Origin of the sequence: Microcoleus sp. Pol12A5 (assembly GCF_036701435.1) — a bacterium.
In the GTDB taxonomy this organism is placed as follows: Bacteria; Cyanobacteriota; Cyanobacteriia; order Cyanobacteriales; family Microcoleaceae; genus Microcoleus.
In genome coordinates, this window is sequence record NZ_JAUBQU010000001.1 from 111,679 (window position 1) to 132,924 (window position 21,246).

The following is a 21,246-nucleotide window of genomic DNA, read 5'->3' on the forward strand; positions in this document are numbered from 1 at the left end:
CAGGTTCCTCATCTAAAATGAAGTCGTCGGGCAATTTTTCCCAGGTAATTTTTAAGTCTGCTGTACTGACTGTCATTGTATTTCACCTCTGAATGAGATTACTGGAGCGCGGCTCGCAATACTTCGCGATGAAAGAGCGATCGCCCTACTATAAATTTTATCCTGTCTGGCGATAATGCGTCGCCGTTAGCATAGTGTTCCATCCAGGTTTTGCTGATTAAATAAGGATCGTCTGGCAATTCTGATAATAAGTATCCCGGCATTTCTAACTCGTCCATCAATTGACTGACTTTGGGGTCGTAGCTGAGGGCAAAACAGCGGCATTCTTCGGATGCGGCCATAATTAAACTGTGGTAGCGCATCCCGATCGCCATTTCGACTCCCCGGAATACTCCTTTCAATTTTCTGGGGTCGTCTAAACTGAGTATGCGACTCCTTTTCGGCAGCGCTTCGTGCAAATGTTGGGCAATTTCTAAGTCGTGAGACGCTTGAAAAGGCAGCAGCAAAATTAAGGTGCGAGTTGCTTTTTGGAAATCAACTAAAGCTTGAGTTAAGATTGACAAACGGGCGGGAGTTAGTGTAGAATGAGAACGCAAACAAACAGCAACTCTGGGCGCAGGTAAATCCCACAAACCCGACACAGGGGAATTCTCCAAAGCCCACACGGGATCGGGCGCTAAAGTAAAAGGAATTTTCCAATTTGCAAGTAAAGTAGCTGAACCTTTATCCCGCACGCTGACGGCGGTGCATCCAGCAAAACACCGCTGAGATAACTTGCGAGTCATTTCCCGCTTTAAAGGCCCAATTCCCTGGGCCCAGGCAACAGTTTTTAAGCCCATCCGCTGCGCTATTCCCATCAAACCGCCATAATAGAAAGGGCTCGCAATGCTAGTAGCGTCTTGGATTAAACTACCGCCGCCCCAAATTAGCGCGTCGGAGGTGCGGAGTGCTTCGAGAACTTGCAACGCATTCATGCGATCGCGCGCAGCTACCCCGTACCGCTGATTTGTCTCGACAGGATTGCCAGACAGGACGATCGGCGTCACGCCATCTGGTAACATTTGCAGTAGCGATGCCAACAGCGCCTCGTCGCCGCCGTTGCCTTTACCGTAATAGCCGCACAAAATTGCTCGCATTTCTACTCTTTTCTTTGTTTGTGATGGGGAATCTAACTATTTTAGATTGTAGATTTTAGATTTTTTTGATATTTGAGATTTGATTCTACTACCAAAAAAATGCTACTGTCAGCAAGCTTCAAGGCTTTACGTCATCAGTCAGCTCAAATCGCAAATCTAATAAAATCTCAACTCGCTAATCTAAAATTGTATGACCAGCCCAAAAACAGGTACAAGCCCCGACTTAAGTCGTGGATGCTCCTAAAATTTTAGACCAAAGCTCAAGCTCCAAGATTCATCTGTGGAGTAAATCTAAAATCTAAAATCTAAAATCTAAAATCGACTGACTCATCATACTTTATATGACAGTTGTGTAAGTCCAGATCGATAAATCTTTCATCTTCGTTCACGATACAAAAAATGCACGCTTTGTCAATTCCCACCTGGATTATTCACATCTCTAGCGTCGTCGAGTGGATTGCCGCCATCTGGTTAATTTGGACTTACGGCGAAGTCACTCAAAACCGAGCTTGGTGGGCCCTTTCCGCCGGAATGCTGCCCGCTCTTGTCAGCGCTATGTGTGCCTGTACATGGCACTATTTTGACAACTCTCCCGCCCTAGAATGGATCGTTACCCTGCAAGCGGCGATGACTCTCATTGGCAATTTTACTCTATGGGCGGCGGCTTGGTGGATTTGGCGATCGGCGCAGCCAGCAGAGAAAATTAAAGATTAAAAAAGGGAGAAACTAAGTGAAAAATAGCACTATTTGGGTAAAATTTGCGGCGAGTTTGCTTTTGTTGACAGCCGGATTTTTGCTTCCCAGCAAAGCCAGCAACATCCCTGTACAAGTCGCCCAACAGCCTAACTGCAAAAATCCTCAAACCACGCTAGAGATGAATGTCTGTTCCAGTCAAGAGTTTGAGGCTGCCGACAAAAAGCTCAATCAAGTCTATCAGCAACTGCAAGCAAAAATCAGCAGTAGACAAAAGCAGAGATTGACGGTGGCACAGCGTACTTGGATCAAATTTCGAGATGAAAATTGTGATTATGCAAAAGGACAGTTTGAAGGCGGTAGTTTGGCTGCTTCTACCTACGGTTATTGCAGGGCCAGAGTGACGCAAGAACGGATTAAAGATTTGGAAGGTTATTTGAAACAAGCAAATTTGTAAAAGTTCGATCGCTATTTAGGGAGGTGATCGGTTTGTGGAACAGGCGCCCCGCCTGTATTTGTGGAACAGGCGTCCCGCCTGTGCTCGCGAAAGCGGTTCGTAAAAAAATCTAATTCACCCATCTTTCAGAATTGCAACGCCACAGAATTAGTAGCAATTAAACCTGCCTCAATTAACAATCGATCGAGACTGTCAACCAGTCCATCAAGACAATGTAAAATTTGGCGATAGCCCGCAGGTAACGAAATAGAATTAGTTAGACTGTGAATCGGGCTATCCAAATTTTCAGGCAATTTTGAGCACAAAGCTGTTGCCCTTTCTACCAGACGTTTTTCGCCCGGATGAGGGATAGAATTAATAGCAAAAACAATATCAAAATAACTACCTAAAAAAGCTGCTGTTCGATGGATAATACTTACTGAATCGCGGCGCCAAACAGCGGATTCTAACTGGTGGCGAAATGAAAAAATCAGGTGGCGCAAAATCGGATAATTTTTGGCAATTATCGCTTGACGGAGTGGTTCGGGATAAGGTCGATCGACATTGGCTTGCAATTGCTGAAACCAACCGTCTCTGTCATACAATGATACTGAGGTGAGAACGTTCCACCAAAAACAGGTTGAATAACCTACTGATGCTTGATGTTTGACCAAGACGCGATCGAGTTCTTCTTCGATCCATTCGGGCTGGCGGTACATAATATCTATACCGCAGCCAGTGTTAATATCTATCCACTCGTCCCCGGGTTCCCAAAATTGATTGTTGATTGCGATGCGATCGGAAAATTGTCTCGCTATTGCCTCCCGTATGTCAACAGGAATTTCCTCTTTAACATATACGTAAAAATCAAAATCCGACGACTCATCCGTAACTATAGTTGTTCTAGAACCTGCTAAAACGACGGCTACAACTTGAGGCAAACTGCTAAACTGCTCCCCAATAGTTTGAGCCATTGATGGAATTTCTTCGAGAGCTAGTTGATAATTGTGCAGCATTTAATTACCTTGTTTTGCACTTAAAAAATCACAGCAAATGCTTAACTCTAGCGCTCAATATTTTAACGCATAACTTTGAAATCGTAACTCAACAATTGATAATTGTTAACAAATACGGCGGAGGCGAACTGATGCGCTGCTACATCAGACCTCCAACCTAAACCAGCTCAAAAGTGATATAAAGCTTTGTTTTTTATTTGACGCTTTGACACGCCAATGGTGTAGAATCTAAAATCTAAAATCTAAAATCTAAAATCGCTATGTCCTTCGTTGGTTTGCACATTCACAGCGATTATAGCCTGCTGGACGGGGCGTCTCAGCTACAGCAGCTCGCAGAACGGGCGGTGGAATTGGGGATGCCCGCGATCGCCCTTACAGACCACGGGGTGATGTACGGGGCGATCGAGCTAATCAAAGTTTGCCGAAATAAAAATATTAAGCCGATTATTGGCAATGAAATGTACGTCGTCAACGGCGACATTGAAGTCAAAGTTCGAGGTAGAAGAAAATACCATCAAGTTGTTTTAGCTAAAAATACCCAAGGTTATAAAAACCTCGTCAAACTAACCACAATTTCCCACTTAAAGGGAATGCCTGAAAGAGGTATTTTTGCCCGCCCCTGCATCAACAAGGAACTGCTAAAACAATACTCCGAAGGTTTAATTGTCACCAGTGCTTGTTTGGGCGGGGAAGTTCCCCAAATGATTCTGCAAAACAAGCTAGATGCTGCCCGTGAAGTAGCCACATGGTATAAAGAAGTATTTGGGGAAGATTACTATATAGAAATTCAAGACCACGGTTCCCCGGAAGACCGGATTGTTAATGTTGAAATCGTCAAAATTGCCCGCGAACTAAAGATTAAAATAATTGCCACCAATGATTCTCACTATATTTCCTGCAACGACGTAGAAGCACACGATGCTTTGCTGTGCATTAACACCAACAAACTGATTGAAGAAGACAAGCGGATGCGCTACAGCGGCACTGAGTATTTAAAGTCCGCAGAGGAGATGGCGCAACTGTTTCGAGACCATTTGGATGATGAAACAATCAAAGAGGCGATCGAAAATACCCTAGAAGTCGCAAATAAAGTATCGAGATACGAGCTCACAGGAGAAGCTCGGATTCCCACAATTCCAATTCCCCCAGAACATACAGCCGATACTTATGTAGAAGAAATATCCTGGCTGGGACTGTTAGAACGCCTCAAAGCCCGCACCAGAAATGAAATCCCCCCCATCTACAAACAAAGACTTGAATACGAACTGAAAATGCTTCAGCAGATGGGCTTTTCGGAATACTTTTTAGTAGTTTGGGACTACATAAAATATGCTAGAGATAACGATATTCCAGTAGGGCCAGGACGCGGTTCTGCCGCAGGTTCTTTAGTTGCCTACGTCCTCAAAATCACCAATATAGACCCCGTACACCACGGATTACTATTCGAGCGATTTCTCAATCCCGAACGCAAATCTATGCCAGATATTGATAGCGATTTCTGCATAGAAAGGCGGGACGACATGATTAAATACGTTACGGAAAAATATGGTAGCGAGCGCGTAGCGCAAATTATTACTTTCAACAGAATGACATCAAAAGCAGTCTTAAAAGATGTTGGCAGGGTGTTAGGTATTCCCTACAAAAAAGCAGACGAAATGGCAAAATTAATTCCAGTGTCTAGGGGAAAACCGGAAAAACTTAAAGTGATGATTTCCGATGACACACCTGCACAGGAATTTAAAGACAACTATGAAAATACAATTTGCATAAATGCAGAAACTGGTACTGAAGTCCCCGTTCGTCAGTGGATTGACATGGCAATTCGTATTGAAGGAACCAACAAAACCTATGGCGTTCACGCGGCAGGTGTGGTAATTTCTTCAGAGCCGTTGGATGAACTTGTACCGCTGCAAAAGAATAATGAGGGTGCTGTGATTACCCAATATTTCATGGAAGATTTGGAATTTTTGGGGCTGCTAAAAATGGACTTTTTGGGATTGAAAAATTTAACAACTCTCCAGAAGACTGTTGATTATATTAAGCAAACCCAAAATCTAATTGTCGATCCAGAAATGCTACCTTCTGATATAGAGCGCAGAGCTCAAGAGACTTTTGGCAGAATCAAAAAGTTACCCGATGATGTAGATAAAACCTATAGACTTTTAGAAAGAGGAGATTTAGAAGGTATTTTTCAGCTAGAATCATCTGGAATGCTGGATGTAGTGAAAAAACTCAAACCTTCCTGTCTGGATGATATTTCTTCTATTTTGGCACTTTACCGACCCGGCCCGCTGGATGCAGGTTTGATTCCGCAATTTATTGACTGCAAGCACGGTAAAACAGTTGAGTACGATCATCCGCTATTAGAACCGATTTTAAAAGAGACTTACGGAACGCTTTGCTTTCAAGAGCAAATTATGCGGATGGCTCAAGATTTGGCGGGCTATTCTTTGGGGCAAGCTGACTTGCTGCGGCGCGCAATGGGCAAGAAGAAAGCTGATGAAATGCAGAAGCAAAAAGAAACGTTTATCGACGGGGCTACTAAGAATGGAGTCAGTCAAAGAATTGCTGATAAACTGTTCGCGCAGATGCTGCAATTCGCTGAATACTGTTTTAATAAATCCCATTCAATGGCCTATGCGTATATCACGTATCAAACTGCATATTTAAAGGCGAATTATCCTCTCGAATACATGGCTGCACTGCTGACTGCTAACAGGGGCGATCAGGATAAAGTACAGAAATATATTGCCAATTGTCTTAAGCTGGGTATTGAGGTAGAGCCGCCAGATGTTAATAGCTCGGAACTTACTTTTACACCGCTGCCCAAACAGATGACTGGCTCTGCCAAAGATAAAATTTTGTTTGGAATTTCGGCTGTTAAAAATGTGGGAGAAGCGGCAATTGAAAATATTTTGGCGGCCCGGCAAGAAGGGGGTAAGTTTAAATCGTTGGCTGATTTGTGCGATCGCGTAAATCTCCATTCTGTCAACCGCCGCGCTTTAGAAGCATTAATTCAATGCGGTGCTTTTGATAAAATTGAAAACAACCGCAATCAATTAGTACACGACCTCGAAGGGGTGATTAAATGGGCGCAAGAGCGCAAAAGAGACCGAGAAAGCGGCCAAGGCAATCTCTTTGATTTGTTAGGTGCGAATAGCTTTGGCAAGTCAGTCAATACCTATGAGTCTGCGCCAAGATCTAAAGTGGTAAAAGATTTTGAAAAACAAGATAAATTGCGTTTAGAAAAAGAATTACTTGGCTTTTATGTGTCAGAACATCCCCTAAAGTTTCTCATGCAAGTAAACGAAAATTCCGATGTTGTGACTCTCGAACAGTTAGCAGATAAAAAGGGGAAAGTATCAGTTATTGTCATGCTGAGCGCTATCAAACTGGTAGTGACAAAAAAAGGCGAGGCGATGGCTATTTTGCAATTAGAAGATTTGACACATCAAATAAAAGCTGTTGTGTTCCCCAAGGCTTACGAACAAGTGAAGCCTTACATTGTAGAGAATGCTATCTTACAGATTAGTGGAAAAATTGAGAAAGATGGGGAGGAAATTCAGATAATTGTAGACACTGCAAAGCAGATTGAAACAGTACAGGTTACAGAGGAAATCGAGAGGGCGGAACCGGAAATAAACAACCCTTGGCCGGCGGAACCAGTCAACATTGTACGATCGACAAAACCGGTCGAAGTTTTAGAAATGGTGATTGTCAAGCTTACACCGCAACAAGTACAAGACGGGAAAAAACTCAATTCCCTCAAAGCTATTTTGCAAGAACTTTCCAATCGTGGAGAAGGTGCTAGCGTTTCTGTGGGGGGAATGGTTGTCGGTGAATATTCCTGTCAACCCCTTCGCATTAACCCTCAACTGTGGGTGCAAGATGGCGAGGGAACTGTTAGCCGTCTCAAGTCGGCTGGATTTGATGCTGGGGTTTTTCCTCTAGACAATCGCGGGGATGCTGCGGTATTTCGAGAAATGCGATCGCAACTTAATGTACATTCTTGGGCCAGTCGTTTACTTGACACTGAAACCGATCGCCTTCACCAGTATCTCAATTATCTCGCCCAATTAAACAGACGCCCGCCAAACTAACACTTCGCCGCCATCGCCACCGGTGACTAAAGTTTGACCGTCAGGACTAAAAGCCACCGGATTGCACCCAGCCAGACTGCACAAACATTCTCCTGTTTCCAGGTTCCAGAGTTTAACCGTACCGTCTCGACTGCCGCTAGCCATAGTTTCGCGATCCGGACTAATCGCCACCGAAATCACCGCATCAGAATGCCCCCTCAAAGTATTAATCAATTCCCCTGTATCGGCATTCCACAATTTAACAGTAGCGTCGGCACTTCCACTGACAATCATTTTGCCGTCTTGACTAAATGCGATCGCATAAACCCAATCTGAATGACCGACAAAAGTCCGTACACTCTCCCCAATACCTACAAGCCACATCTTGATAGTTGTGTCAGCACTGCCGCTGGCAAGCATCATACTTTGAGGACGAAAACTAACAGATAAAACCTTGTCAGAATGTCCCGAAAGTTTTTGAACCAATTCTCCGTTGCGCTGGTTCCACAATTTAATACTCTGGTCGCCGCTAGCACTAGCAATCGCTCCAGAGTCGCAACTAAAAGCCACCGAGTACACGGAGCCGTAACGATGACTGTACGGCGACCCAAAATCGCTGTAAAATTCGCGAATCATCGCCTTTTTATCCAGCTTCCACTCAATAACTTTTCTGTCAAAACTGCCGCTAACCAGCATTCTCCCGTCTGGGCTAATTGCCACAGCATCAACCGTTGCGGAATGTCCGAAAAAAGTATGGATGAATTCACCTGTTTGCAGGTTCCACAGCTTAATTGTTTTATCGTCGCTGGCGCTAGCGAGAATATTACCTTGAGGATTAATAACCACAGCATTAACCGGGGCCGAATGACCCTGGAGAATGCGTTCGCACCGCCAGTTATTAGACGACAATAATCTCGGATTGCCAGCGGATGGTACAACATGAATCTTCTGGGGCGGCGCGGCAGAGACGGCGGTTGCTGTATTTGGCTGCGAGTTAGTTACTGGCGAATTAATAGCGATTTTGGTTCGATAATTATAAGAAATTTGAGAGCGGGGATATTGCCCAATATTTACCAAGTCTTGCAACACTTCAGCAGCGGATTGATATCGCTCTCGTACCGAATCTTTGAGTAATTTATTCAAAATAGTTGCTAATTTTTGGCTGACTTTTATGCCTTTTTGCGCCAAGTGCGATCGCCAAATCCATTTGCATTCCAAAGCATCGAACAAATCCTTCAATACCGCCCCAGTTAGCAGGTGAATGCAGGTAACGCCCAAACTGTAAAGGTCGCTCGCCGGATACGCCTTGCCGCTGCGAATTTGTTCGATGGGCGCATAGCCAGCAGTTCCAGTTATCGTCCCAGTTTGCGCCTCAGAAAGGCCGGTAATGTGCTTAGCAACTCCAAAATCTACTAGCACAAACTGACCGCCTCTGGGCTTCCCCTGTACAGCAGGAGATTCAGCGACAATTAGCCCTTTCATACCAGCAGAAGATTGAGGTAAATTTGCCCCTGCTTTTCCTTTACCAGGAATTGAGGTGCTATATCCCGCCGCAGCCCACAAGGTTTGTGGAGTTCTCCGCACAATATTTTCCGGCTTAATATCCCGATGAATCACCTGCTGCTCGTGAACAAATTGCAAAACAGGCAACAAATTGATCAACAATTCCCAAATCTGTTCCTCACTAAAAGCTCCCTGCTGCTGCAACTCCTGAAACAAATTATTTCCCTCGATTAACTCTTCCACAAGATACAGACGTTTTGCTTGTTCAAAAGAAGCCAGCAAACTTGGAATCTGCGGGTGCTCTCCGAGTTCGTGCAATCGGTGAGCTTCTTGTTTAAACAGTGCAGTTGCCTTTTCTAATTCAGCTTTTTCTTGAACTTGGGGGAAAAATTGTTTGATGGCGCAGGGAGTTTTCAACCTATCTTCATCGACAGCTAAAAAAGTTCTGCCAAATGTTCCTTCACCGATAGGTTGAATGGCGCGGTAACGCTCTTTCAGTAGCAATTTAGAGCCGCACGCCAGACAAAAATTGGTTGAGTCAGCATTCTGCGGCTTTTGGCAATGGGGATTGAGGCAATAGCTCATCTTTTTTCCGGCCTGGAGATTCCCACCACAGCTAAACTTAGCAACATGGTAGTCTGTTTCCACTCACGCCCAGAGCACCATTCTCGATAATACCTGAGAAACTTGCTTTCTTAACCCAAAATCTCCGCTCTCAAGTTGAGCTCGTGGCAAGAAACCAAGGTGAGGACACTAGAAGTGCTTGATGTGAGTTTCCATATATTCTAATGCTTTCCTAAAATTTTGCCGGTTGGCGGCTCACAAACTGGTATGTCAACAGTTAATTAACTGTTAACTACGGCTATTCTGGAGCATTTATGCGGAGAGTAAATGCAAAACTGAGATGAACTCGGCTATTCTCCCCCATCTAAAAGACCCTCTGGCTCCTCGCCACCCTTCTGTGAGGATGCTTTGGCTTTAATCACTGCTTCTCTAAAGCCTAAAACTAATAAAATATTGGCAAGTGTTAAGAATAGTTCCGCAGAACCGTGCAGCCAATCGACATTTGCTAGTGACTCGTTGTAGGCAACTTTTGCGTAAATTGCGGCGGGAATCGTCACCGCTACAAAAACGAGAGTGCCGTAAAATCCCATCAGAGCTAAACGGGGCGTTTGTCCCGATCGAGTCAAAAACCAGAGAAATCCCAAGTAAGGAAATAGAGACAGAACAAATAAAGTTTCTTTGGAAATCATTAGTAATTGGTGAGCGACCAGATACTATGGTAAATTAAAACATCAAAAATTAGTGTGAATAATTTTTAACTTTTAATGTTGAGTTTTTAATATTTAATTAGACAGATTCACCCGTTTCTATCAAACCGCTATAGAATTACCCAAGACCATAGCTCTTAGCCCAATCCGCAGCAGGTTGGCAGTATTCAAAACCCCCTTACCCACGCGGAGACAAAACCCGTAACTTTTCCCCTAACACCGTTTTTACCATAACACATTTTTTACCGTGCCAGTTGTTACTTGTCCCTCACTCCCACGCTACCCAGCAATCAGAAATAGAGACAGTTCCAAAGTTTTCTGTCTGCTAGGCATTAAGCAAGGATCGTTCCAAACCTCTAAATTCAAGCCGTTATTTCTATCGGCTGCCAGAATTTCCTTCAGCTTAGCATCAAAATCAAAACACGGGCCACAATCCCAAACTTTGAGTTCCCACCGTCCGTTGAACACCCTAATTTCCAGTTGAACAGGAGTTTCTGCTGGCAGATTTTTGTGAGCGTGGCGAACTGCATTAGTGAAACCTTCAGCCAACGCCAACTGTAAGTTCCACCAAACTTCATTGGGGAGCGATAAATCTTTCAACTGTTCAAACCACAACAAAACTTGAGTTAAAGCATTGACATCTGTTTTGACTTGCAGGCTAATATGTTGAACACAAGTTTCATGCAGCTCTTCTTGCTGCTCTGTTTCAGTCTGCCAATCCCAGGTATTTAATAAATTTATTAACCCATCTAAAACGCTAGCTTTTTTTATATTTTGGGATTGATTGCGACCTTCTACTTCGTAAGTTTTGCTCAGCGACAAACAATTTCGATTGTCGAGAGTCCGGGTGTAACTGAGCTCGTCTGCAATCTGCCACATGAGTTTGATCCCCCTGCCGCCTTCTGCAAGTTGATCTATGCTGTTGGACATCTATTTTCCTCGTCTGAAAGTATTAGCTGTACCCTATTTTCCCACCCGCCGAGACATTTGGTACTTTTTTTATACTTGCTGGCTCGGTATTATTTCGGGGATCGTACAAAAATGCTATCTTTTTTAGAGAAGGCAGCGCATCAGCAATATGTCTTAAGAGTCTAAGCCAATTGGCTTATTTACCTATCGCCTGTACGGAGAACGATCGCCCTCGGCAGCAAAATCCAACTGCATCGATTACAAATACTTATCTGCTGTCGGAGTCGGTCACTTGCCGCAGCCGTCGCCAGAATCCCTGGCATTTAGCGCCTCCGGCCGATCGGCGTTCGCTGCAAGGGAGCCTTGATGTGCGGGCTTTCATCCCCAACGCGTAAGTAATATCGGTGAGCGCGATGGCTACGCCCCGGCTTACGCCTACGAACCTTACGCCGTCGAGCCGCGTCCATCCACTAGACTAGGACTTACGCAAACAACCCAGTTTCTGCTCAGAATATTGGGTTTGACAGCGAGGAATTAACGAGGAAACCGGGTTTTTGGTCCCCCGCACGTAAGTCCAGCAGACAAATCGGTGATGAAAGGCAGTTACAGGACTTACCCAGACTATGACCAAAATCAAACTGAAAATTCTGACTGCAGCGATAATGCTACTCCCATTTTGCGCCGCACTTCCCTTACAGGCTCAAAATCTGTCTCTAGTCAAGCGGCTGCTAGAAACCAGAGGATGTCCCGGATGCGACTTATTTGGCGCTTCCTTGAGCCGTGCAGATTTGTTTGGCGCTTCCTTGAGCCGCGCCACTCTCAGCAGGGCCGACTTAGTTGATGCCGACTTGACTGCGGCTGACTTAATGGAAGCTAATTTAAACAACGCCAACATGAGAAACGCCTTTTTAGCTGACGCCGACCTCCGCAAAGCCGACCTGAGCAGGGCAGACATCAGGGGAGCCAACTTAGAAAATGCCAACCTCAGCGAGAGTTTTCTGCGAGACGCATCCCTCCAGTTGGCTAATTTAAAATGCAGTAATTTGAGCGCCGCTAAACTAAGTAGAACAGACCTGAGAACTGCCGATTTAAGCGGTGCAAATCTCAGCGGTGCAGACCTCCAAGAAGCCGATTTAAGCGGTGCAAATCTCAGCGGTGCAGACCTTAGATCTGCCGACTTGAGGGATGCGAGATTGAACAAAGCTAATCTCACAGATGCCAATCTCTGCGGGGCCCGGATGCCGAACAGAAAAATATCTCGGCGAGGCTGCGAAGTTAAGAAAGAACAAGCGATAAGCACGAACAATTACTGCAATTACTGCTATGCTTTGAATGACTGGTGGCTGAATGTATTAAGATTTTACTAAACGGTATAATCGCCCTAATTGCTCCGCTTCAGATATGTACTGTCAGAAGTGCGAGCAGGCGGTACAGATATTAAACTAAACCTGTTACCGCCAATAGCTTTTATCTACTTTGAAGAACCTAAAAATTGGCTCAGTATTTGCAGATATTCTGCGCCCCCGATCTGTGCCACATTAGTGTGACCTCCATCAGGAACTATGTACAACTGTTTGGGCTCAGGTGCTGCCTCAAACATTTTTTTGCTCATTTCGACTGGAACTACATGGTCAGCAGTCCCGTGAATAAAAAGCACGGGCATTTGCAGGCGATCGACTTTTGAAAGAGAATCAAACCGCTGTGTCAGCAACAAATCTATCGGAAACATCCAAAACAGCCCTTTTTGGAAATTAACCATCGCCCGCGTCGAAGTAAAAGAGCCTTCTACGATTAACCCCGCCGCCTCCGGGTGACGCACGGCTAGATCGATCGCGATCGCGCCTCCCAAAGAATGACCGTAGAGATAAATTTGATTCGGGTTAATCCCCCGCTGTTTCACCAAATAATCCCAAGCAAGTTGAGCATCCTCATAAACCTGAGATTCACTCGGAAAATCGCCCTGGCTTTTTCCATAACCGCGATAATCCATCACAAATACCGACAAACCTAATCGATGAAATCGATAAGCGTGTTCGACATTTGCTCCCACATTTGAAGCATTGCCGTGCAGGTACAAAACTACCCCCCCTAATCCCTTATTAAGGGCGGGAACCGCAGCGATGGCCCGTTTGTCACTTTGGGGGGTACCCAGAAATGACTCCCCCTTTCTTGCTCCACCCCTTGCTAAGGGGGGGTTGGGGGGATTTCCCGAGGCAGGAATCCACCACCCGTGCACGCTGTCCACCGCGCCTGTTTTAGTTGAAATTGGCAGCCAAACATCTTGATATTTCAACTGAAAATCATCTGGCGTAGTTTCGATCGCCCGCGCGGGAAAAAAGATAAACTTACCTTGTGCTACAAATAGGAATACACAAGCAGCAGAATAAGCAACGGCCAAAACTATCCCAAAAGCTATTAGCGATTTAGACAAAAGGAATACTAGCAACTTGTTCATAGATAGAGCACGCGGGAAATTAGAGATCGCTCAAAAGCTAATGGCAAATGATTAATTCAGACAATTAGCCAAGATCGATTACTAACTTCCGCCGCAGCATTCCGCCGATTTTCAAAAATTAATCCAATTCCGGGTGGTGTAAGTGCCAATTCGTAGACTGTTCGTAAGCGTGAGCCACTTGAAACAAGCGAGATTCTTGCAAAACATTACCAATCAGTTGTATACCCACGGGCAGTCCTTTATCATCAAATCCGCAGGGCAAACTCAAAGCTGGCAAACCAGCAAGATTCACGGGAATAGTCATCAAATCTGACAAATACATACTCAGGGGATCATTGAATTTTTCGCCTGCTTTAAATGCGGTAGTAGGAGCAGTGGGACAGACTAAAACATCAACTTGAGAAAAAGCTTTTTCAAAGTCTTCTTTAATCAAAGTCCGAACTTTTTGAGCTTTTAGATAATAGGCATCGTAATATCCAGCCGAGAGTACGTAAGTGCCGATCGCAATCCGGCGTTTAACTTCTGCACCGAACCCTTGAGAGCGAGTTTTGGCATACATATCCAAAAGATTATCGGGGTCTGGAGACCGGAAACCGTACTTGACTCCATCATATCGCGCCAAATTCGCCGAAGCTTCCGAGGGAGCAATGATATAGTAAGTGGGCAAACCGTAGCGGAACCGGGGACAAGAAATTACTTGAATTTCTGCTCCCAATTGTTGAAATTGTTCGATCGCCTTAGTAACCGCTTCTTTAACCCCCGAGTCCAGCCCTACACCAAAAGTTTCTTTAATTACACCAATTCTAATCTGACCCTTCGGTCGCAAACTGGGTCTCAAAGCTTGGGCATAGTCAGGAATTGGAACATTCAGACTCGTGGAATCTCTCGGATCGTAACCCGCGATCCCCCCCAACAAAATCGCCGCATCCTCAACAGTCCGGCCAAAGGGCCCGATTTGATCGAGAGAAGAAGCATAGGCGACCAAACCGTAGCGAGAAACCAATCCATAAGTCGGTTTCAGCCCCACCAAACCGCAAAAAGCAGCAGGTTGGCGGATTGAGCCGCCTGTATCCGAACCCAAACTCACGACACATTCTTCGGCGGCTACCGCTGCGGCAGAACCGCCAGAAGACCCTCCGGGCACGCGCTCCAAGTCCCAAGGATTCGCGGTAACTTGATAGGCAGAAGTTTCTGTCGAGCTCCCCATTGCAAACTCGTCCATATTCGCCTTACCCACAATCACCGCACCGGCTGCTTGGAGTTTGGAGACGACAGTGGCATCGTAGGGAGGAACAAAATTCTCCAAAATTCGAGAGGCGCAGGTTGTGGGAACGCCCTCGGTACACATATTATCTTTAACGGCGATCGGGATGCCGGCCAATAGGCCAATTTGCTCTCCGGCTGCAATTTGGGCATCCACTTTATGGGCCTGCGCCAATGCGCTGTCTGCCGTCACGCACAGAAAGCTTTTCAACTTCGGCTCTACCTGGGTAATTCGGTCTAATGCTTCTTGAGTAATTTCCACAGCAGAGCGTTCTTTATTGACCAGTTGTCGGTGCAACTCGCGGATGGATGCCATGCTCGTACCTTTATCATTTCTACTTTGAGACAATACAGTTAATATAACTGGCAATTGTACCTGCTTACAGCCCGAAGGCAAAGTCGGCTATTTTTGTGGCGAAAGTTCGAGCCTCTAAGAGGGATCCGCTAACGCGCGATCGGTCATTTTATCTACAATTGATTAAATTGCCCAAATCCCACCGAACACTAAATAGCGATCGAGTTTTTCACCTAATCTTTTAACAAATCAAGAATGCAACTGTATCACGACTGATGCAAAAAGTGGTTTGACGCGAGATTTATATGAGTAAGGGGTAAGAGGTGCAATGCGATCCCTACATAATGAGGTTCTGCCTCCAAGAATGTGTATGCAAGATCACCCTCATTAGGAAATCAGTTAATCGCAATTCTGTCATCTAAATTCTAACATATTAGAACCCAGGTTCTTTTAGACGACACCCCCAAATTTATGGTATAAAAAAATCCTTAAAAAATCAACTAATTTCTGATGATGACTGCTTTGTATCAGTAAATATACTCAGCCAACATTAAATATTTTTGACTGGAAACTAATATTTTTGTTGGGTTAGATTTATTTTTATAAACCGAAACCAAAACCAAAAATTATAGTCTGATTTTTGACGAGTTTCTCCGGCTCACAACTATTTATAATAAAAAAATAAAAGGAAGATGGAAAATCATGACTAATAAAATATTAGACAATGGTTGATATTCGCTAATAATTAGGATTAAATTATCAAAAGCGCTTTTTTAGTCAAAACTTACTGAAAGTTATCCGTCATCCGAGTGAATTAATGGCGGCTGCCCGATCGAAGAAAATAGCGATCGACCTTTTCCGATACACGCCCCTTGTGCCAGAGGTCAATCGATTTTAGATTTTAGATTTTAGATTGAAGCCTTCACCCCACAGATAAATTCGGGCAGCAATTTTCATCGGATACAGATTTTTTATTTCTCCACGGATGAATCCGGGGCTTGTATCCTGGATGCTTTCGGTCAAAAAGCCTGTCAGAAATCTGGGGTTGACAAAAAAGCTTGAAACGCTCACCGCCACGCCGAGGTCTTTTGTTGCGCGCACCTGCAAAAAACAGCAGTCCTTCCTCAAGTGCGACTAGCTGCGTGCATCTGGGGTAAAAAAAGCTACTTATTTGTCCGAACGATCCCGAGGAAAATAATTTCATCCGGAATTATCCCCAAAACCAAAGATATATGGTAAGAAGTTCCCGATGCCCCGTTGGAGGAATGCCACCTAAAGCTCACTTAGAATCCCACCTGACGGCAGAGGAACTCAAAATTCGCTACCGGCAGGCACAAAACACCACAGAGTCGCGCCGCTGGCACTTGCTGCTTTTAGTTTCCCGAAATTGGACTATCAAACAAGCAGCCCAAGTCGTAGGCCTCAACTATGACTACGCCAAAGAAATTGTCCAGCGCTACAACCGAGAAGGGCCTAACTCTGTGAGAAATCGCAGCGGAGACCGCCAGCCCCCTCCTGCGAAATCCTTGCTGAATCCTGAACAGCAAGAAGAACTGCGACAAGCGCTGCAAGGTCCTGCCCCCGACGGCGGAGACTGGACAGGCCCCAAAGTCGCTCGCTGGATTGCCGAAAAAATCGGTAGCGATCATGTCTGGCCCCAACGCGGCTGGGATTACCTCAAGCGGTTGGGTGCTGACTGGCGACGGCGGCGCAAAAAGTAGATAGTTCGCCATATTTAAAGGGGGTTGATTGCTTTGGTGCGATCGCTCCCTTTATTTTGCTAATATTTTGCAACATTGGCGGGATCAAAACCATTTTAGAGTTTAGATTTTAGATTTTAGATTTTAGATTTGTTCTCTTATCTAAAATCTAAAACTGTTTGACTGATGTAACAATAGCTGCTTATATTGAATGTGGTGGTGTTGAGGATGTTAAATATGCGAGATATCAGGCGTTTTTTGTCGATCGCCAACAAGATGGCGGCAGTAGTAGCCGGCATTGGACTGGTTCAGATGTTAACCATCGCAAGTTCATTCTCTCAATCATCAAACCCGCGTTCCCTAGACGAACTCTACAAAATTCGCGATCGCCTGATCGCGGAATTAGAACAACCCCCCTCTCCCTCCCCAGAACCAACCCTGCTCTCGCGCTTAGTTCCTGTTGCTGCCAATCCTCAAGAACAACTGCTACAGCAGTTGCAAGCGGTGGAAGCTCAAATATTAGTAGAACAGAGGGCTAAGGACGACTTACAGCAAGCAGTCCGTTTAGCCAACCGAGCTGTAGAAACTCAACGGCAGCCAAATAAGTCGATCGAATCTTCGCAGCAAACTCAATTTTTCTGGCATCAGGCGCTCAACAACTTGCAGCAAGTTCCTCAAAATTCATTTTTAGCTTCCCTCACTGCCTCAAAAACTCAAGAATACCGGGAAAATTTAACCGCAGCAACCTTTCAAGTACAGCAAGCAAAATCAGATTTTTTGGGTGCGCTTGCCCGGGAAAGCGGTTTATCGGCTGAAGCTTCGATCGGTGTTTGCAACCTTTCTAGAGAATGCGTAAACCTCCGGGGCGATGTGCCTCCTGTCAGTCCGGCCAGCTTAATTAAATTGCCGATTGCTGTTGCCCTGATGCAAAAAGTCGAAAAAGAAAAAATTAGTCTGAACCAGGAAGTATTCGTCAATCGCGGTAATTTCACCGAAGACGCATCGGCAAAGATTACCTCCAATCGCAATTACCCGCTAAAGCTACTGTTAGAAGAAATGATCTATCGCAGCAGCAATATCGCCACCAATCAACTAATCGATTATTTGGGTTCGGATTACATCAATCAATATTTAAATAATAGCGGTTACGAAGTCACCCGCGTCAACTTCAAGTTGATGGGGGAAAGAATTATGCCCTCCAACCCCGGTTCTGGTCGCAACCGCCTAACCGCTAACGAACTCACCGAAATGATGGTGCAAATTTACAACGGCGAAACGCCCGGTGCTAAACTGTTAATAGAAACTCTCAACCGCCAGTACGATCACGCTCTGGGATTTGCTGCCTTGCAAGGAACTAAAGCTCAGTGGTTGGGCGAAAAAACCGGCCAAAATTCCCTGGTACTCGGCACAACTTTAGCGATGAGCATTGACGACGAGGCTTATGTGATTACTGTGATTGACAGCCGCAGCGGCGAGCTACCAATGCGCCAGTCTATTTCTAAAATTGCCGATTACATTGTCCGAAACCCCAGCTTTTAACGGCTGGAATATACAATTTATAGCGGGGGAGAACGCACCGCCCAAACATTTAAAAAATGCCGCATCAACAACTCAGTGTTTCCGTCAAAGGCAAAGGATTTCCAATTCTCTGCTTGCACGGCCATCCAGGTTCCGGCGATTGTATGTCGGTATTCACACAACACCTATCAAAGCGGTTCCAGACTATTGCCCCAGACTTGCGCGGATACGGCAACAGCCGCACCTCAACTTTCTTTGAAATGACCGATCATCTGGTCGATTTAGAAGCACTATTAGATAGATTAGGAGTCGATCGGTGTTTGGTGATCGGATGGTCTTTGGGAGGGATTTTAGCCCTGGAATTAGCCATGAAATATCCCCAGCGAGTCACCGGTTTGATTCTCCTTGCATCTGCAGCCAAACCGCGAGGAAGCCATCCTCCCATCTCTTGGCAAGATAACCTTTACACCGGTTTAGCCGGAATTATCAATTGGGCGATACCCGGTTGGCAGTGGAATATTGATACTTTTGCTAGGCGATCGCTCTTTCGCTACTTGATACAGCAGCATAAAGCCACCCCTTACCGCTACTTAGCACAGGCAGGTACCCCCGCCTACCTCAAGACTTCCAATACGGCCACCAAGGCGTTAAATACTGCTCTGAGGGCTGGATACGATCGACTGCTGCACCTGGCCGACATTCAATGTCCCAGCTTGGTGTTGGCCGGAGAGGGCGATCGGCACATCACCTCAGCATCCAGTTTAGAAACCGCCCGCCACCTCCACGATTGTCAGTGGCAGTGCTATCCCAATACAGCCCACTTGTTCCCCTGGGAAATTCCCGATCGGGTACTCGCAGACATCGATCGGTGGATTGAGAGTCACCCCGAAGCAGTTGGCAATTGCGAGTGTTGAGTTTTGAGTTTGTCACAAGTAATTTATTACCCAACACTCAAGAGTTTTGAAGTTACAACAACTCACAACTCAAAACCGCACAGCGTTGCGAGGGAAGCGTAGCCATATCTCATCAAAACTCAAAATTCCCCATGCTTCTACTGACCGCTCAAAACCGGCCAGAGTCCTCCATCACCAAGCTTTCCCAAATCTTCTGCAACAGTTAAAGTAAGTGGTTTGCAGCGGTGAATCGAAACACTAACACCTTCTGCCCCTTCATTTTCTATGTCTTCTACATATCCTGCTTTTGCAGCTTCCGCCTCGCCATCGGTTAAGAACGGGCCAAAATAGTAAATGCACCGCGGCGCTGAAGTTTTAACTTCAACCCACCAAGCCAATCCGAAAAAGTTGAGCAAGCTAATCAAGAATTCTTTCATCTGCTTTTCTAATGTATTTGACGGTGTTTTCAGGGTGCTGCGAACACGCCTAGGCTTTTGTTATTTACACGTGGCTAACTGCTGCCAAGAAACGATCCAAAACTATTTAAAGGTGATATTTAAATAGATGGGTGTCGAATTCCTGTTTGAACCTAGGGGCAAGGCCCCTTCTACTTTCGCCTAAACAAGTAACGACAGTCGATCGGCTATCCTTACTTGTTCTAGGTGTGATGCCACTCCATTCTGGGCGGCATTCACAATAAGCTACTCTGTTGTGCTCTTTTTTTCAACCACCTTTACGATCCGTGTACGTGAAACTTTTTGGGCCCGCGCTGGCGGTAAATTTCGTATAAAGCCATCCCCGTTGCTACCGAGACATTCAGGCTAGGAGTATGGCCCCTTAAAGGAATTGAAACTAATCCGTCACATCCGCGCTGTATCAAAAGGCTCAAACCGTCAGCTTCACCACCCACCACTAAAACAGTGGGCCCGGAGAACTTGACTGTCTCTATAGATTGACCGACGCCTGCTGCAGTGCCATAAATCCAAAATCCAGCCTCTTTGAGTTCTTCCAGCGCCCGATTAAGATTGACAACCCTCGCCACGGGCAGGCTTTCCAATGCCCCTGCTGCTACTTTTCTCACTGCCGAGGTAATCCCAACAGCCCGCCGCTGTGGAATCACCATGCCCTGAGATCCCAATGCTTCTGCGGTGCGAATAATCGCCCCTAGATTGTGCGGGTCGTTGAGTCCTTCTGCTACCACAATTACTGGATCTTCGCAAGCCGACTTAGCCTTTGCGATCAGTTCGCTCAAATCCAGGTATTCGTAGGCTGATACTTGAGCGGCTACGCCTTGGTGGTTTGCTTTGCGCGTGATGTAGTCGAGGCGCAAATCGTCAACTTCGTCAATGATGCTGCCGTTGGCTTTGGCTTCGGTTAGCAAGCTATGGAAGCGGGGATCGTAGCGCAGGTGGGGAACAACCCAAATCCGGTTGAGGACTTGGTTTGTTTCTAAAGCTGCTTGCACCGCATGGCGGCCGTAAATCATGTCGTCTGTGTCTGCGTCTGGTTGCACGACTGTATTTGAGGCACTGTCTACAGGGCGAGTGTCTCTGTCTTTGTCTCTGTCTCTGAAATGGTTGCCCCGGAATTCCTGCGGGCTATTGTCTTTGTCTCTGTCTTTGTAATAATTGCCCCTGGATTCCTGGGGTCTGCTGTCTCTGTCTCTGTCTCGGAAATTGTTGCGTGCCGGCTGCGGGCTGCTGTCTCTGTCTCTGTCTCGGAAATTGTTGCGTGCCGGCTGCGGGCTGCTGTCTCTGTCTCTGTCTCTGTCTTGGTAATAATTTCCCCTAGATTCCTGCGGGCTGCTGTCTCTGTCTTGGAAAGGATTATTTCTGCGAATTTCCGGTTGGCCGTCGGCATCGACTCTCCGTTTGAAAATTGCTCTCACGGGCATTTCTCGCGATTGCGGGGCGAAGGTCGATCGCTTTTGAGGCGCGTCTACTCCGCGAGTGTCGGGACGAGGCTTGCGTTCAAAGCGGGCAGAGGATGGTTGTGAGTCCTGACGGCGGCCTTCGCTTTTGAATGGCTTGCTGTCGGAATTCGATCGCGAGGAGTTTGGTCTGCTAAATTTTCTCATTG

Annotated in this window: 17 protein-coding genes; 8 read left to right on the forward strand and 9 right to left on the reverse strand. The window is 45.8% G+C overall.

Annotated elements, in window-relative coordinates; all coding sequences use genetic code 11:
- Positions 1-98: 98 nt before the first annotated feature.
- The gene (csaB, locus tag QUA45_RS00460; RefSeq protein ID WP_333218876.1) at positions 99-1,136 is read right to left on the reverse strand and encodes a polysaccharide pyruvyl transferase CsaB; all 1,038 of its coding nucleotides are present in this window, start codon (positions 1,134-1,136) and stop codon (positions 99-101) included.
- Positions 1,137-1,535: 399 nt separating this feature from the next.
- On the opposite strand from csaB, the gene QUA45_RS00465 reads away from it, so the two are divergent.
- On the forward strand, positions 1,536-1,850 hold the full coding sequence (locus QUA45_RS00465; protein WP_172186134.1) for a DUF2499 domain-containing protein: 315 nt from the start codon (positions 1,536-1,538) through the stop codon (positions 1,848-1,850).
- Between the two features lie 16 nt (positions 1,851-1,866).
- Complete coding sequence (locus QUA45_RS00470) at positions 1,867-2,286, forward strand: lysozyme inhibitor LprI family protein (RefSeq protein WP_333218877.1); 420 nt, start codon at positions 1,867-1,869, stop codon at positions 2,284-2,286.
- A 125-nt stretch (positions 2,287-2,411) separates the two neighbouring features.
- On the opposite strand, the gene QUA45_RS00475 is transcribed toward QUA45_RS00470, so the two are convergent.
- Positions 2,412-3,281, reverse strand: a complete 870-nt coding sequence (locus QUA45_RS00475; RefSeq protein WP_333218879.1) for a DUF4037 domain-containing protein — start codon at positions 3,279-3,281, stop codon at positions 2,412-2,414.
- A gap of 260 nt (positions 3,282-3,541) precedes the next feature.
- Between QUA45_RS00475 and QUA45_RS00480 the strand changes: the two genes are divergently transcribed.
- Positions 3,542-7,381 (forward strand): DNA polymerase III subunit alpha, encoded by a 3,840-nt coding sequence (locus QUA45_RS00480; protein ID WP_333218881.1) that lies wholly within the window; start codon positions 3,542-3,544, stop codon positions 7,379-7,381.
- Here QUA45_RS00480 and QUA45_RS00485 read toward each other — a convergent pair.
- From QUA45_RS00485 to QUA45_RS00495, 3 genes are all read right to left on the reverse strand, one after another.
- The gene (locus QUA45_RS00485) at positions 7,358-9,448 is read right to left on the reverse strand and encodes a serine/threonine-protein kinase (RefSeq protein WP_333218882.1); all 2,091 of its coding nucleotides are present in this window, start codon (positions 9,446-9,448) and stop codon (positions 7,358-7,360) included. The two genes, QUA45_RS00480 and QUA45_RS00485, sit on opposite strands and share 24 nt — an antisense overlap.
- Before the next feature lie 329 nt (positions 9,449-9,777).
- Complete coding sequence (locus tag QUA45_RS00490; RefSeq protein WP_333094864.1) at positions 9,778-10,116, reverse strand: DUF3593 domain-containing protein; 339 nt, start codon at positions 10,114-10,116, stop codon at positions 9,778-9,780.
- Positions 10,117-10,413: 297 nt separating this feature from the next.
- Positions 10,414-11,064, reverse strand: a complete 651-nt coding sequence (locus tag QUA45_RS00495) for an ATP-binding protein (protein WP_333218884.1) — start codon at positions 11,062-11,064, stop codon at positions 10,414-10,416.
- A 170-nt stretch (positions 11,065-11,234) separates the two neighbouring features.
- Here QUA45_RS00495 and QUA45_RS00500 point away from each other — a divergent pair, with 170 nt between their 5' ends.
- Together QUA45_RS00500 and QUA45_RS00505 are read left to right on the forward strand one after the other, a co-directional pair.
- The gene (locus QUA45_RS00500) at positions 11,235-11,438 is read left to right on the forward strand and encodes a hypothetical protein (RefSeq protein ID WP_333094860.1); all 204 of its coding nucleotides are present in this window, start codon (positions 11,235-11,237) and stop codon (positions 11,436-11,438) included.
- Between the two features lie 228 nt (positions 11,439-11,666).
- Positions 11,667-12,410: a pentapeptide repeat-containing protein gene (locus QUA45_RS00505; RefSeq protein WP_333094859.1), complete on the forward strand. Its 744-nt coding sequence runs from the start codon at positions 11,667-11,669 to the stop codon at positions 12,408-12,410.
- A 104-nt stretch (positions 12,411-12,514) separates the two neighbouring features.
- Here the strand turns inward: QUA45_RS00505 and QUA45_RS00510 are convergent, their stop codons facing one another.
- Positions 12,515-13,498, reverse strand: coding sequence for an alpha/beta fold hydrolase (locus tag QUA45_RS00510; protein WP_333218886.1), 984 nt, complete (start codon positions 13,496-13,498; stop codon positions 12,515-12,517).
- A 118-nt stretch (positions 13,499-13,616) separates the two neighbouring features.
- Positions 13,617-15,077: an Asp-tRNA(Asn)/Glu-tRNA(Gln) amidotransferase subunit GatA gene (gene gatA, locus QUA45_RS00515; protein ID WP_333067011.1), complete on the reverse strand. Its 1,461-nt coding sequence runs from the start codon at positions 15,075-15,077 to the stop codon at positions 13,617-13,619.
- A 1,244-nt stretch (positions 15,078-16,321) separates the two neighbouring features.
- On the opposite strand from gatA, the gene QUA45_RS00520 reads away from it, so the two are divergent.
- The 3 genes from QUA45_RS00520 (at position 16,322) to QUA45_RS00530 (ending at position 19,188) form a co-directional block, all read left to right on the forward strand.
- Positions 16,322-16,777, forward strand: coding sequence for a helix-turn-helix domain-containing protein (locus tag QUA45_RS00520; protein WP_039886916.1), 456 nt, complete (start codon positions 16,322-16,324; stop codon positions 16,775-16,777).
- A 207-nt stretch (positions 16,778-16,984) separates the two neighbouring features.
- Positions 16,985-18,295: a serine hydrolase gene (locus tag QUA45_RS00525; protein WP_333218888.1), complete on the forward strand. Its 1,311-nt coding sequence runs from the start codon at positions 16,985-16,987 to the stop codon at positions 18,293-18,295.
- A gap of 56 nt (positions 18,296-18,351) precedes the next feature.
- Positions 18,352-19,188 carry an alpha/beta hydrolase gene (locus QUA45_RS00530; protein ID WP_333218890.1) on the forward strand — a complete coding sequence of 279 codons (837 nt, stop codon included), beginning with the start codon at positions 18,352-18,354 and terminating at the stop codon, positions 19,186-19,188.
- Positions 19,189-19,325: 137 nt separating this feature from the next.
- Here the strand turns inward: QUA45_RS00530 and QUA45_RS00535 are convergent, their stop codons facing one another.
- Both QUA45_RS00535 and rlmB read right to left on the reverse strand, forming a co-directional pair.
- Positions 19,326-19,604 carry a DUF1816 domain-containing protein gene (locus QUA45_RS00535; RefSeq protein WP_333082740.1) on the reverse strand — a complete coding sequence of 93 codons (279 nt, stop codon included), beginning with the start codon at positions 19,602-19,604 and terminating at the stop codon, positions 19,326-19,328.
- Between the two features lie 296 nt (positions 19,605-19,900).
- On the reverse strand, positions 19,901-21,244 hold the full coding sequence (gene rlmB / locus QUA45_RS00540; protein ID WP_333094855.1) for a 23S rRNA (guanosine(2251)-2'-O)-methyltransferase RlmB: 1,344 nt from the start codon (positions 21,242-21,244) through the stop codon (positions 19,901-19,903).
- Positions 21,245-21,246 lie beyond the last annotated feature (2 nt).